Source organism: Nostoc sp. CHAB 5715, from assembly GCF_020829685.1.
In the GTDB taxonomy this organism is placed as follows: domain Bacteria; phylum Cyanobacteriota; class Cyanobacteriia; order Cyanobacteriales; family Nostocaceae; genus Nostoc.
Genome location: NZ_JAIVFR010000041.1, coordinates 1 through 14,994, shown reverse-complemented (window position 1 = coordinate 14,994; position 14,994 = coordinate 1). Strand labels below are relative to the sequence as shown.

Sequence of the window (14,994 nt, the reverse complement as noted above, 5' to 3'; positions counted from 1 at the left end):
TAACACAGTCGATCCATCTGGCACAATCAAATTTTGTCCTGGGCCTAGAGGATAATCTGTTACCACGCCATTTGATTCTACGACCTTGATAGCGATCGCTTCATCACCACTTTCAGCGTAAACTACCTTAACTTCACCCTCCCGGCGACATAAAATGCACGCTTCTTTCGGTTTACGAGCTTCAAGTAGTTCCTCAATCCGGGGCAAACCTTGAATAATATCTCCGGTTTTGGCGCGTTCAAACACCAACAACACCAAGTTATCACCCCGTTGCACCAAATCGCCGTCTTCTATCTGCAACACAGCACCAGGGCTGACTCGATAAGGGCGACCGATACGGCTAGTAACAACATAGTTCTGAGTTTGAAGTGAGGAATTAGGAGTTTCGGAATTAACTCCTAACTCCTGCACAGACGCGATTAATCGCGTCTCTACTCCTAACTTTTTAACGTCCACTACTTGTCCTGATTCTGGCGCAAAAACTCCAGGAGCAACTTCTGTACCTTCTACTAGCAAGTCACCCACTTTCACCTTTGGCACAGTACTAGTATTAATGGTCAGCCTGTCAGCGTCGCGCAACACCAAACAGCGACGCACGTTTTCGGTTCCTTTGCGGACGCCCCGCACTTCCCCGCCTTCTTTACACAAGATTTGGGTACGTGCGACCACAGATCCAGGGGCGATGGTAAGTCCATCTTGTACCTCAAGTGTGGTTTGGGTGCTACCTTGGGTGGCATCGGCAGTAATGTCTCGACGAATTACCAAGGATTCTAAAATCACCAGTTGCAAACGTTGAACTTCTGGGTCTTCAGTATCCTCTACTAATTCAATATCTGCTGCAAGGGGTGAAGCATTATGGTCTTGTTCCCCTTCTTGCTCAATTTCCAACACTAGCTGGGTTCGCAGAAGTTCCACACCTTCAACAGATTTGACGCGTTCCGAATCTTTGTAAGGTAGTCGCTGCACAGCCCGCAACTGAATCGATCGCCCGGTTTGTTGACTCACCGATGTAGTTGATGGCACATCTGGATTATCCGGTACTGCAAATTCAACTACTGGACGACTCAATAGGGCGGGACCTTCTGGTGTCTCCACATACTGGATATAACGCAATTCCGTGGCGACGTTGCCTTGGAATTCCTCACCTGGTTGGATGAAGGTGTTATCTCGCCCGATAACTGATTCTGGATCGTCCACCATCAGCAGTTCCCCTGGCTTAACCACAACTTCCCGCAGGATGTCGTTTTTCTGGGTAACTTCTATCACACCACTGTTTTGGCAGAAGATATCTTTTACTACCTCGGTGCCAGCTTCTACAAACTGACCGTCTTCTACCAACAGCAAGGAGATATCTTTATTAACTTCGTGGCTTTCTTCGGGAATCCACAAAAGGGTACCGCCCTGCACGACTTCATAACCCAGCTTGGCTTTGCCTTTTTTCTGGACTTCTACACCCGCGAATTTCAGGAAACCACCAGTGGTTGTCCGATAGCGGTCATCAATTAACTCAGCTACCACTTGACCATTTTGCACTTTTGTGCCTGGTGTAGCCCGGAGGTTAAATACTTGGTTGTTGCCAGTGGAGACTAAGTAATTATTACGCCCTTGGGAACTTTGGACTGTCACCGTTGCCTGGTCTAGTACCACAGAAGCAGTGATAATTTCAATTTCCCTAGTACTCTTACCTGGGGTAGCTTCTGGCAAGCGCACCACACCGCCGTGTAAACTGGTTAACTTGGTTTCTGCTAAAACTCCATTAGAAGCGATCGCATCACCATTTTTCACCACCAATTCTGCACCAGGCGGCAAGTTGTAAACTTCTCCAGACAAAATCCAAATCAAGCCACCGCGTGCGGCTGTGGTTGTGGTATTACCTTGACGGTCAGTTTTTTGTTCTGGAACTACTTCGGCAAATTGTACTTCCCCTGCCAAGTCAGAGGCAACATCTTTAACTGCTTTTTCTGTATTAGTCCGAGTTGTGCGTCCACCGAGGGCAACCTCTGCCAACAACTGACCTTGTTTTACCTGATTTCCATCAAATACATATAGTGTTGAACCTTGAGTCAGATGAACCTCCTGGTTCTCTGGGGTGACATCACCTACTTTTTTTGGTTCTAAAAGCATGACGCCATTAGCCTCAATATAGAGTGCATCTTCCCCGTGGCGGGTACGATATGTTCTGGTCTTCAGTTTGCGGGGAAGCTTAACAGTCCCATCGATTTTAGAACGAACTTGTTGCGCCACTTCCCCGGTAAACACACCACCTGTGTGGAATGTCCGCATGGTTAGCTGAGTACCAGGTTCGCCAATACTTTGGGCGGCAATAATCCCCACAGCTTCGCCCAAGTCCACCATCTTGGCGTGGGCTAAACTCCAGCCGTAGCAGTGTTGACAGACAGAACGTGCAGCTTCACAAGTTAGGGGACTCCGCAGCACAACTTCTGCCACCCCAGATTTTTCGATTTTCTTCGCCAAGTCCTCAGAAACTGGGGTATTGCGTGGTGCAATTACTTCTTTTGTCACCGGATGCAGCACATCTTCGGCAATTACCCGTCCCATCAAGCGGGTTCCTAAAGGGATCAAGGTTTTAGCACCTTCTGTCATTGGTCGAATGGGAATTCCTCTGGTGGTGCCGCAGTCAAATTCCCGAATAATTACATCCTGGGATACATCCACCAAACGGCGGGTGAGATAACCAGAGTCAGCCGTCCGCAAGGCAGTATCCACCAATCCTTTTCTGGCACCGTAAGACGAAATAATGTATTCCGTCACAGTCAGTCCTTCACGGAAATTGGTTTTGATGGGCAAATCGATAATTTCCCCTTGAGGATCTGCCATCAGTCCCCGCATCCCCACCAATTGCCGGACTTGAGAGATGTTACCCCGTGCCCCGGAGAATGCCATCATGTATACGGAGTTTAGGGGATTAGTCTTCTTGAAGTGAACAACGACTTCATCTTTCAAAGCTTCACTAGTACCATTCCAAGTATCAATTACCTTTTGAAAGCGTTCTACTTCAGTGATTTCTCCCCGTTGGTAACGGGTTTCGGTGGCGCGAATTTCTTCTTCGGCTGCTTCTAAGAGCAATCGCTTAGTTGGTGGCACCATCAAGTCATCTACACTGATAGAAACCCCTGCTTTGGTAGCGTAGCGAAATCCCAAATCTTTCAGTTTGTCCGCCATCATTGCGGTTCGCGCCGTACCATAATGCGTAAAGGCCCAAGAAATTAAATTTCTTAGTTGACCCTTATCAACCACCCGATTGCGAAAAATCATTTTTTCAGTCATTAGTCATTAGTCCTAAGTCATTGGGAGTAGGGAGTAGGGAGTAGGGAGTAGGGAATTCACCACTCCCCATTCCCCACTCCCCACTCCCTTAGCTTGCAAGTGCTTCCTGAATGGCATTATTGTAAATAACACGACCAGGAGTTGTGTATATATACTGGGAAATTACATTACCCTTAGCGTCTTGTCTGACTCGGCGGAACTTATAGAGTAATGTGCGCGTACCATCCTCGTGTTCCGTCACTTCCAGGGGTTCTGTATCCGGTTGGTCTGATTCTATTTCACCCTCAAACCGCACATAGATATAGGCGTGCAAATCAATTTGCTCTTGCTGAAAAGCCATAATTACATCCTCTAGCGAAGAAAAGTACTTTCCTGCGCCTTTTGTTGCACCGGGATTTTCTGCTGTTAAGTAATAGGCTCCCAATACCATATCTTGGCTGGGCGTGATGATGGGTTTACCCGTGGCTGGTGACAAAATATTGTTAGAAGCCAACATCAACAACCGGGCCTCAGCCTGACTTTCTAATGACAAAGGGACGTGTACCGCCATTTGGTCGCCGTCAAAGTCGGCGTTAAACGCTGGACACACCAGAGGATGCAGTTGAATCGCTCTACCTTCTACCAAAATTGGTTCAAAAGACTGAATACCCAAACGGTGCAACGTTGGTGCCCGATTTAGCATTACAGGGTGTCCTTCAATCACCTCTTCTAAGACATCCCAAACACTGGGATCATTACGCGATATCAGTTTTTTCGCAGCTTTGATATTATTTACCATGCCGCTACGAATCAAGCGGTTAATCACAAATGGTTGAAATAGCTCAATCGCCATTTCTCTAGGCAAACCGCACTGGTGAATTTTCAGCTTTGGCCCGACCACAATTACAGAACGTCCAGAGTAGTCAACCCGTTTACCTAACAAGTTTTGTCGGAAACGTCCTTGCTTACCCTCAATAATGTCGGACAAAGATTTTAAGGGTCGGTTATTTGCCCCTACCACAGTGCGTCCCCGCCGACCATTGTCAATCAAAGCATCCACTGCTTCTTGCAGCATCCGCTTTTCGTTCCGTACAATAATCTCTGGTGCCAAAATTTCCTGCAAGCGTGCCAAACGATTGTTGCGGTTAATTACCCGCCGATACAAATCATTTAAATCGCTGGTGGCAAACCGTCCGCCATCTAGCTGCACCATTGGGCGCAAGTCGGGGGGAATCACGGGAATAACTGCCATTACCATCCACTCTGGTTTGGAACCAGTAGCGATGAAGTTGTCAATCACCCGCAGTCGCTTAATTAGCTTGGCCCTCTTTTGTCCCTTGGCGTTGCCAATTTCTTCGCGTAGGCTTTCCGCTTCTTGTTCCAAATTGATATCGGCAAGCAAGCGCAACAGTGCTTCAGCACCAATACCTACCTCTACGCCTTGCAGCACAGAATCTTCGCTATAAATTTGGTCTTCTATTTCCAACCACTGGTCTTCACTCAGTAGTTGTTTGTAAGTTAAAGTTTCGGCATTACCAGGACTGAGGACAACATAAGAGTTGAAATAGACAATCTGCTCCACATCCCGCAAGGGCATATCTAACAGGATGGAAATATAGCTAGGAATACCTTTGAGATACCAGACGTGAGCTACTGGTGCAGCGAGTTTAATATAGCCCATGCGGTGACGACGCACCCGTGACTCGGTGACTTCTACCCCACAGCGCTCACAGACAATACCTCTGTGACGGACTCTTTTATACTTACCACAATGGCATTCCCAATCTTTCGCTGGACCAAAAATGCGCTCACAAAATAAGCCATCCATCTCAGGCTTGAGAGTTCGGTAATTAATCGTTTCTGGCTTGGTAACTTCACCGACTACTTGACCATTGGGCAATGTTCTCTCGCCCCACTGGCGAATGCGTTCCGGGGAAGCCAAGCCGATTTTTACGTAGTCAAACTGATTAGTTTGGGCAGGTCTCATAATTAGGGAATAGGGAGTAGGGAGTAGGGAGTGGGGAGTAGGGGGATGAGGGGGATGAGGGGGATGAGGGGGATGAGGGGGATGAGGAAAAATTTACTTCCCCTGCTCGCTCCCTCATCTCTCCCTACTCCCTACTCCCCATTCCCCACCCCCCATTTATTTACTCATCTTCTTCCAGCGATTCGCGGGAAAGAGATTCATAAGTTGGTCGAGGAGGTGTGCGACGGGCTGATTGGTCTGCCATCAAATCGACTTCTACATCTAGGGAACTGCCGTCTGTTTGGGTTTCTACCTTGTGTACGGCAATGTCTAACCCTAATGATTGCAACTCGCGCATTAGCACCTTAAAGGATTCTGGGGTTCCAGGTCGAGGAATTGCCTTACCTTTAACGATCGCATTTAACGCTTCATTCCGTCCTTGCATATCGTCAGATTTAACTGTGAGCAATTCCTGTAAGGTGTAAGCTGCACCAAAGGCTTCCAATGCCCACACTTCCATTTCTCCAAACCGTTGACCACCTTGTTGTGCTTTACCACCCAAGGGTTGCTGAGTCACGAGTGAGTATGGGCCTGTGGAACGAGCGTGGATCTTATCATCCACCAAATGCACCAGTTTCAGCATATAAGCCACACCGATGGTGATTGCTCGGTCAAAGGGTTCCCCAGTACGACCGTCATACACCATGATTTTGCCTGGGTTATCTGGGTTATATACCCAGTCTTTCCCTGTTTCGTCTCGTGCTTCTTGTAATTTGCCATGCACGATTCGGCGAGATGACTCTTCACCGTACATTTCATCAAAGGGAGTAATCTTAAATCGTACTCCCAAGGTCTGACCAGCCCAACCTAATAAGCACTCAAATACTTGTCCGACGTTCATCCGACTGGGTACACCCAAGGGGTTAAGTACAATGTCCACTGGTGAACCATCGGGCAAATAAGGCATGTCTTCCGCCGGTAATATCCGAGAAATAATCCCTTTATTACCGTGGCGTCCTGCCATTTTGTCACCAACTTGGATTTTACGTTTTTGGGCGACATATACCCGGACTACCATATTCGCTCCTGGTGGCAGTTCATCGCCTTGTTCACGAGTAAACAAGCGCACATCAACTACGCGACCTTTTTCACCATTTGGGACTCGCAGAGAATTATCCCGCACATCCCGTGCTTTCTCACCGAAAATCGCCCGCAACAGTTTTTCTTCTGGCGGTTGGTCAGATTCACCTTTGGGGGTGACTTTTCCTACCAAGATATCCCCAGCTTCTACCCACGCCCCTATGCGAATGATTCCCTGTTCATCCAACTGACGTAAGGCATCTTCCCCAACGTTGGGAATTTCTCTGGTGATTTCTTCTGGCCCCAGTTTTGTTTGTCTGGCTTCAATTTCATATTTTTCAATGTGAATTGAGGTGTAGACATCATCCTGCACCAGTCTTTCAGAAATTAAAATTGCGTCTTCGTAGTTGTAGCCTTCCCAAGGCATATAGGCAACGACGATATTTTGTCCTAGCGCCAATTCACCGCCTTCGGTGGAGGAACCATCAGCCAATACCTGACCAGCAACAACCCGCTCACCAATGCGGACGAGAGGTTTTTGATTTAAACAGGTGTCTTGGTTGGAACGTTGGTACTTGGAAAGGGTGTATTTAATTTCGGGGGTATTAGCTTTAGGACGGACGCGAATTTCTGTTGCATCCACATAAGTGACATCGCCATCGGTACGCGATACAATTACCATCCCGGAGTCTCTTGCTCCTTGGGCTTCCAAACCAGTACCCACCAGAGGACGTTCTGGCTTGAGCAGGGGTACTGCTTGCCGTTGCATGTTCGATCCCATCAGCGCTCGGTTAGCGTCATCATGCTCCAAGAAGGGAATCATGCTGGTTGCTACTGACACAATCTGTACGGGAGACACTGCTACGTAGTCCACCTGTTCTGGTGTTGTGGTGGAAAATTCTTGGCGATAGCGGACTGGCACTTGTGGCCCAATAATGTGTCCTGTTTCATCTACAGGAATATCTCCCGGAGCAACCCGCAAGTCGTCTTCTTCATCGGCTGTCATGTAGGCTGGAGGCAGGTCAAATCTGACTCGCCCATTTTCTACAGGTCTAAATGGTGTTTCGAGGAACCCATACAGGTTTACCCGCGCATGGGTTGCCAAGGAGCCAATCAATCCGGCGTTGGGGCCTTCTGGTGTTTCAATGGGGCAAATCCGACCGTAGTGCGAAGGATGAATATCTCGGACAGCAAACCCCGCACGTTCTCTGGTTAAACCACCAGGACCAAGGGCCGAAAGACGGCGTTTGTGAGTCAGTTCTGCTAGAGGATTGGTTTGATCCATGAACTGACTTAATTGGCTCGAACCAAAGAATTCTTTAATTGCTGCTACCAGTGGTTTGGGGTTCACCAAGGAAGCGGGGGTTAGCACTTCCGCATCGGATACGGTCATCCGTTCCCGAATAATTCTTTCTAAGCGGTTTAAGCCTACCCGCACTTGGTTTTGCAGCAATTCCCCGACGCTTCTCACCCGACGATTGCCTAAATGGTCAATGTCGTCGATATTACCGATGTCATATTCTAGGTTGATCAAGTAATCTACGGCTGCCAAGATATCCCCAGCAGTCAACACACGCATGGTGTCTGGGACAGAAAGGCGCAATTTCTTGTTAAGCTTGTACCGTCCGACGCGACCAAGGTCATAACGTTTCGGGTCAAAGAAACGAGAGTCTAGGAGTTGTTGTCCACCTAAGACTGTGGGTGGTTCACCAGGACGGAGTTTGCGATATAACTCCATCAGGGCTTCTTCTTCAGAAAATTGCCCTTCTTTTTCGATGGTTTTTTGGAAATACTCTGGGTGGCGTAAAGCGTCAAAGATTTCGTTGTCTGATAACCCTAAAGCTTTTAGGAGTACCTGCGCTGAGAGTTTGCGGGTTTTATCAATGCGTACCCACACCAAATCGTTACGGTCTGTTTCAAATTTCAGCCATGCTCCCCGGTTGGGAATTAAGCTAGCAGAATAAGTACGTCGCCCGTTTTTGTCGATTTCTGATTTGTAATAAACTCCTGGCGATCGCACTATTTGGTTGACAATTACCCGCTCGGCCCCGTTAATAATAAACGTGCCGCGATCGGTCATCAAAGGCAAATCTCCAATGAATACCTCTTGCTCTTTGATTTCCCCGGTTTCCTTATTAATCAACCGTGTGGGAACATACATTTGGACAGCATAAGTACTATCCCGCCTTTTGGCTTCTTCGACGCTGTACTTTGGCTCTTTGAGTTTGTAGTTATGACCCAAAAAGTGTAGTTCTAGTTTGCCCGTATAATCTGTAATAGGACTAAAGGAGTTAAGTTCTTCTATCAGCCCTTCTTCCAAAAACCAGCGAAAGCTTGAGCGCTGGATTTCAATCAAGTCGGGCAACAGAAAGGCGGGTTCCATATATGTGTCTTTGGTCATGCCTCTACCTTTGTCAACCTGGTTAAATTTTTACTTAGACACTGCTATTTAACGCTTCCCACTGCTAGCCAGTGTCCGTAGCTGTTTGGGAGCTTCTTCTTACACACCTGTAAATAGCAGGTGTGGGCAAACGCAGCGATTAAAGCTGGAATGAGCAATTTGGACAAGGGGGTAATCGCCTCTAATAAGGACTGGGTAATGGGTACTGGCTACTATGGGAGCAGGGAAGAAGTTGCCGAAAGTATTTCCCCTCTGACCCCATACCCAATGCTCCATGCTCAATGCCCAATAACCATTTCAAGAAGAATATACAGTTGAGATATTCCTGAGTTTTATCTACTTTCTTCATTTCCCCTCCAAAAAGCGCGTTAATTTGCTGACGCAGCTCTAGACGGTGTGTCTTAAATCCACCCGCCTATTTATAGTCTCAGTGATATCCTAGATATCCTAAGACTGAGGGAATGATCCGCACCTTGTCGGTTTTGAATCAGAATCACTTCATTTTGCTGGATTGTAATCACAAGGCAATTTTGTTTAACGATTTTGAATAGGTTCGATACACGCCAAACCGATGTTGTGCAATCTAGCTCAACTTGGGTTGGCTACAGTTAGTCATGTGTGGAGAGCATCCGCTTGTAGAGATTTGGAGGATGGCCAAGCCGATAACAGCACGGAAAATTAGGCTCAGAAATTTTAGGTTCCTTCCTTTATCATTATGGCGCAAGCAAAATGTTTTTGAGGGAATAATATTAGCATATTTTCCCTCCCTAGAGTTTTATTTTTTTTAGCACAACGGAATCTAAAGAGATTAAAGCACACTTTATATTGACAGACCAAATAATTCACAGGCATTCTGGGTGGTTTGATGGGCGATCGCTTCTACCGTTTCCTGACGCAGTTTAGCTACTTGTTCGGCTACATATTGCACGTAGGCAGGCTCGTTGCGCCTCTCGCCTCGTTTCGGAACTGGGGCGAGAAATGGGCAGTCTGTTTCAATCAGTAGGCGATCGCTATTCACCATCGCCGCCGAGGATTGGATCGCTTTGGCGTTTTTGAACGTTACCGTCCCGCTAAAGCTGATGTAGAAGCCTAAATCGAGAAACCATTGAGTTTCTTCTGGCGTTCCTCCCCAGCAATGCATGACGCCCCGCACTCTTTCTCCTTTAAGTGAGTGCCATTTTTGCAACACTTCTCTAGTTGCCACAGCAGCATCGCGGCAGTGGATAATCACTGGTAAGTTTAGTTCAGATGCGATCGCTAGCTGCGACTCAAACACCATCAGCTGATGCTCATAGTTATCAGCTTTGTAAAAATCTAGCCCCATTTCTCCAATTGCTACCACATGAGAGTCAGAACTCGCTAAAGTTTTGATTTTCTCGGCTGTCTTGTGATTCCATTTATCAGCATCTAAAGGATGTAATCCTACGGCAAAGCTGATTTCGGGAAACTCGTGCGCTATGGATTGAATTCTGGAAAACTCCTCTGGGTGAACACAAGAATGTACTAAACGTACTACTCCTGCTTCTTGCCACCGCGATCGCACTGTTGCTAAATCCGGCTGGAAACTATCAAAGTTGAGATGAACGTGCGTGTCTATCAGTTGCATTCTTTGCCCTTTGTCATTGGTCATAAATTATTAGCCCCGATTGCGACTAAGCACAAATGACCCTCGGGGTGAATCTTTCTTTTGCAATCGCAAAGCGGCGATCGCTAAACTGCTCAACAGGGAAACCACGCCTGCTACTCATTTTAATTCCCTCATAGAACAGCCCTGCGGTGGTGGACGGGTTGGGAGGCATAGAGTAAGTGGTGTGGAAACCCTCAAGACTGCACTGGCTTGCCATTACCCTTCGCGTTTCACACTACTTACAAAATTTTAGTAACCTTTGTCACATTGTGGCTCTCTGAGTCAGAATAGGACACTGACTCATCAATGACTATTGAGCAACTGCTTGAGTTAGGGGTTTTAGTTTATGAGCTAATCTCGACTTTTTCCTTGCCCCATTGTTGGGGTGAAGGACACCCCGTTTAATCGCTTTATCGATTTTGGCGTAAGCCTCGGATAAGCGAATCTGTGCTTCTTGTTTCAATTCTGGGGTAGGATTAGCCGTATAGACAGCTACAGCATTAATGTATTTCTTCATCAGCGTCTTGACTGCTGATTTATAAGCTTTGTTACGCAGTCGGTTACGTTCTGCGATTTGGGCACGCTTGAGAGCAGACTTTGTATTCGCCACAGTCAATTCCAAAAATACTATTAATATGTACACACACTACTAGACTTACTAATATAGCATCCAAATTGCCAGTGTTATAATTTCCTAAAAAAAATCTATCATTGGAAATTTGGTACTGGAGATTGGGAAGATAGTCCTTAGTCCCCGCTCCCTAATCCCCAGTCCTTAATTTGGTGTGTCGTCAATTTAGGAAATGCGTTAAAATAAAGTACGTGAAATAAAATAGTTACCCTAACTGATCACCTGATTAAGCAATGTGATTGCCAATATAATCAATCTGTCCCGAAAACGGGTGTATTGTCAAAGGCAAGGAACTGTAAAGAGCTAAATTTCAGGGGTTTCAAAGTATAGAATCGATACTATATTATCGTCTCTGTACAGATGTTAACTACTACAAGTTAGGAAAATAAAAATTCTACTCAGACCCTACCCCCTGTAAATTTGGGGGATTGGATGTGTAAATACACCACCAGCACCCCGCAAGGAGTGAGGGTAAGGGCGTAAGAGTAGCGGGATATGGCACACCTGCTTCCTGCCGCTAGCCTGCCAAGGCTGGTTGGACTGAGCAATAAAGTGGCCTTCTCAAGCAAACTAGATGCTGGCGGACTTGAGAGTATCAAAAAAATCCAGGTTAAGCTAGAGAAGAGAATTAGAGTCAGCTTGCACACCCCAGTGGGTCAAGAGCAATACTAAATCTCAGATGTGAATATTATAATTTTGGCATTGTCCTTACTCCATGCTGCGAATCATTACTCAGCAGGCAGACGTCAGAGCAGAACTACAACGGATCTGCGATCGCACCCATGACGAACAGGTGCTTCACAAAGAAGCAACGGTGCGGGAAGTTTTGCAAGCAGTGAAGCGCCAAGGCGACAAAGCTGTATTGCATTACACAGCCGAATTTGACAAACAAACCCTGAAAGCAGAAGAACTCCGAGTCACAGGCTCGGAACTAGATGCAGCCTATCAGCAGGTGTCAAAAGAGTTGTTGGGCGCAGTTCGCCTAGCTTGCCGCCAAATTGAAGCGTTTCATCGTCAGCGAGTCCCAAAAAGCTGGGTACACTTTGGCGACGATGAAGTAGTGCTGGGCAAACGCTACACCCCCGTAGATCGAGCGGGGTTGTATGTGCCTGGTGGCCGTGCCGCCTATCCCAGTACAGTGCTCATGAATGCAATTCCGGCTCATGTTGCTGCTGTACCTCACGTGGTGATGGTGACACCACCAGGCCCAGGAGGTGCAATTAACCCAGCAGTCTTGGTAGCTGCCCAAGAAGCAGGAGTGCAAGAAATTTATCGCATTGGGGGCGCACAAGCGATCGCCGCTTTAGCCTATGGCACAGAAACAATTCCGAAAGTGAATGTGATTACTGGGCCTGGTAACATTTATGTTACCCTAGCGAAAAAACTTGTCTATGGCACCGTTGGCATTGATTCTTTGGCAGGCCCCAGCGAAGTGCTGGTGATTGCCGATGAAACCGCAAATCCGGTGCATGTAGCTGCTGACTTGCTAGCCCAAGCCGAACACGATCCAATAGCGGCAGCAATTTTGCTGACGACAGATGCGGCTTTGGCGAAAAACGTGCAATTAGCCTTGGAAAGACAGCTAGTGGATCACCCACGGCGAATAGACACAGAAAAAGCGATCGCTCACTACGGCTTGATTGTCCTTGTGGAATCGCTCGAAGCAGCAGCAGAACTCTCAAATGAATTTGCCCCCGAACACCTGGAATTAGAAATCAAAGACCCTTGGGCATTATTACCACAGATCCGCCACGCTGGGGCAATCTTTTTAGGTTACTCGACACCAGAAGCTGTAGGAGACTATTTGGCAGGCCCTAACCATACCCTGCCAACTTCTGGTGCTGCCCGTTATGCTTCGGCATTAGGGGTGGAAACTTTCCTCAAACACTCTAGTATTATTCAATACTCCCAAACTGCGCTGCAAAATGTCGCTAGTGCCATTGATGTGCTAGCAACAGCAGAAGGTTTACCTTCTCATGCTGATTCAGTCCGACGCCGAATACAGCAAGAAGAGTGATTTGGAATGGTTAATTTTTTCTTATAAGGGACTTCTTGTCATACGTGTCAACTTAACCTAAAAGTCATGTTCCCCAGCAAGGAACTTCAGTTCCTTGCTAATAGCAAAAGTCATCCTCAAATATATAAACTAATTGGCAAATAAAAAATTAGTTTAGTGTCGTTGCTGACGAATTTTGCTAGATACTTATGTAAGGGGTCTACTCTTTAGGAGGCGAGAGCGGTGCTAAATAGTGTTTTGGTAGCTCTGGACGGTTCGGAAATTTCAGAACGAGTAATTCAGACTTTGGATAATTTGGCGTTGTCAAAAGATGTCAAGGTTATTCTCTGTCATGTATTTCTTACGCCAGAGTCAGAAATGGAACTACCCGCCGACCGTCCTCAGCCAGAGTCGCCAACATTTTCTTATTTTCAGATTGAAAAACAGCTGCAATACTATCAGGAAAAGTTATCAGTCCCAAGTGAGTTAGAACTGGTAACTGGTGATCCTGCCGAAGAGATTATTCGCCTTGCCAATATTTACAAAACTGACTTGATTATAATTGGCAGCCGGGGGTTGATTGGGATGAAGCGAATTGTCCAGGGTTCTGTTAGCAGTCAAGTTGTGGAAGAGGCTAATTGTTCGGTGTTAGTTGTCAAACCAAGGTAAAAATTTGTAAGGGGAAGCAATGACTATAACCACCCCAAAGCTAACTTTTGAGGAATACCTTAAATATGATGATGGCACTGATACCCGCTACGAATTGGTCAATGGAGAATTAATTCCCATGAGTCTGGGAAGTGGACAACATGGGGCGGTAACAGAATTTCTCAATGTTTCTTTCCGAGCAGAAATTCTCCGGCTAAAGTTGGATTGGACTTCTAAACAAATGGTTATCGGTGTTCGTTCCCCCCATGCTGGGAGATGGGATACATCAAGGATTCCAGATGTAGTTGTGATTCCGTTGCCTCAGTGGCGAGAGTTGAGAAACCGAGAGGCACTTATTGAACTCAACGAAGCATACCCTTTGTTGGTGGTGAAAGTCGTCAGTGAGTCAACAAAGATTGTAGATTATCGAGCCAAGCGAGTTGAGTATAACGTTTTAAATATTCCAGAGTATTGGATTGTCGATCCGTTAACCAGCAAAGTGACTGTTTTCACATTGATTGAAGAATTATACGAACCAGTAGAGTTTGTTGGTACTCAATGCATTCAATCTCAAATTTTTCCAGAGTTAGAATTAACAGCTGAACAAGTGTTAACCGCTGAAGATTAAAAGTAATTAAGAATTTAAAAAATTGGTTCTTCCGGTAGTTTTATGGTGTTTATTAGAATTCACCAGATTTTAATAACTATGATTTAGTGATATCAATGCCTACAATATAGATTTTATAAGCATTTAAGAAATATTAAGCATACTTAAATAAAGCCAGAGTTATAATCTATATTATAACATCGTAAAGTTTTAGGCGATCGCTATGAAGTTTCCTGTAGAGCAAATCCTGAATCTTCCCGATATGAAAGTATTAGATTTTCAAGAAATTGAAGGGGAAGAAATAATTATAACAATAGAAAAAGGTGTGAATTATTCGACTTGTCCCTCCTGTGAACGAAATACTCATAGTATACATCAAAATCACTGGCGGATGATTCATGATTTACCTTGGAGTAAAAAACCAGTTATATTAAAAATAAATCGTCGCCAATTCAAATGTCATAACTGTCAAAAAGTTTTTAGTGAAAAACTAGATTTTGTAGATAAAAGTAAAGGATATACTAAAAGATTAGCGACGGACATAGTGCAACAAGTATTAAATAGTAACATCCATAGTGTCGCCGAGAGAAATGGCTTAAGTGATGAAGAAGTAGAATCAATGCTAAAAGGGCAAGTGTCGCAAAGCGTAAAACTGAAAAGAGAGAAGCCATGTCGCTAGATAACAAATCAGAAAAAGAGGGAATATTAGAGGCATTAAACAAAAGCAAATATAGCTTAATTAAAAATGAAGATTCTCTCAATGAAAAGCAA

The 14,994-nt window shown here is 45.8% G+C and carries 10 protein-coding genes and 1 pseudogene; 5 read left to right on the top strand and 6 right to left on the bottom strand.

The genetic code is table 11. The annotated features are described in order from the left end of the window. The 4 genes from LC574_RS37760 to rpoB all read right to left on the bottom strand — a co-directional run. A partial coding sequence (locus LC574_RS37760; protein WP_267871401.1) for a DNA-directed RNA polymerase subunit beta'' occupies window positions 1–3,288 on the bottom strand: 3,288 nt, incomplete at its 3' end. Window positions 3,289–3,376: 88 nt separating this feature from the next. Beyond that, on the bottom strand, window positions 3,377–5,254 hold the full coding sequence (locus LC574_RS37755) for a DNA-directed RNA polymerase subunit gamma (RefSeq protein WP_267871400.1): 1,878 nt from the start codon (window positions 5,252–5,254) through the stop codon (window positions 3,377–3,379). Beyond that, the gene (locus tag LC574_RS04100) at window positions 5,235–5,372 is read right to left on the bottom strand and encodes a hypothetical protein (protein ID WP_229451615.1); all 138 of its coding nucleotides are present in this window, start codon (window positions 5,370–5,372) and stop codon (window positions 5,235–5,237) included. The genes LC574_RS37755 and LC574_RS04100 overlap by 20 nt, the downstream gene beginning before the upstream one ends. A gap of 42 nt (window positions 5,373–5,414) precedes the next feature. Then, a complete protein-coding gene (gene rpoB, locus LC574_RS04095) occupies window positions 5,415–8,714 on the bottom strand; it encodes a DNA-directed RNA polymerase subunit beta (protein WP_229451614.1) in 3,300 nt (1,099 codons plus the stop codon). A 150-nt stretch (window positions 8,715–8,864) separates the two neighbouring features. On the opposite strand from rpoB, the gene LC574_RS04090 reads away from it, so the two are divergent. Further along, complete coding sequence (locus LC574_RS04090) at window positions 8,865–9,032, top strand: hypothetical protein (protein WP_229451613.1); 168 nt, start codon at window positions 8,865–8,867, stop codon at window positions 9,030–9,032. Window positions 9,033–9,534: 502 nt separating this feature from the next. On the opposite strand, the gene LC574_RS04085 is transcribed toward LC574_RS04090, so the two are convergent. Continuing rightward, window positions 9,535–10,320, bottom strand: coding sequence for a TatD family hydrolase (locus LC574_RS04085; protein WP_229451616.1), 786 nt, complete (start codon window positions 10,318–10,320; stop codon window positions 9,535–9,537). A 331-nt stretch (window positions 10,321–10,651) separates the two neighbouring features. After that, window positions 10,652–10,951, bottom strand: a complete 300-nt coding sequence (rpsT, locus tag LC574_RS04080) for a 30S ribosomal protein S20 (RefSeq protein WP_229451612.1) — start codon at window positions 10,949–10,951, stop codon at window positions 10,652–10,654. Between the two features lie 736 nt (window positions 10,952–11,687). On the opposite strand from rpsT, the gene hisD reads away from it, so the two are divergent. From hisD to LC574_RS04060, 4 genes and pseudogenes are all read left to right on the top strand, one after another. Then, window positions 11,688–12,989 (top strand): histidinol dehydrogenase, encoded by a 1,302-nt coding sequence (gene hisD, locus LC574_RS04075; protein ID WP_229451611.1) that lies wholly within the window; start codon window positions 11,688–11,690, stop codon window positions 12,987–12,989. Between the two features lie 222 nt (window positions 12,990–13,211). Then, window positions 13,212–13,637, top strand: a complete 426-nt coding sequence (locus LC574_RS04070; RefSeq protein ID WP_229451610.1) for a universal stress protein — start codon at window positions 13,212–13,214, stop codon at window positions 13,635–13,637. Window positions 13,638–13,656: 19 nt separating this feature from the next. After that, window positions 13,657–14,244, top strand: coding sequence for a Uma2 family endonuclease (locus tag LC574_RS04065; RefSeq protein ID WP_229451609.1), 588 nt, complete (start codon window positions 13,657–13,659; stop codon window positions 14,242–14,244). A gap of 202 nt (window positions 14,245–14,446) precedes the next feature. Next, window positions 14,447–14,994: pseudogene (locus LC574_RS04060) on the top strand (transposase family protein); the annotation flags it as partial.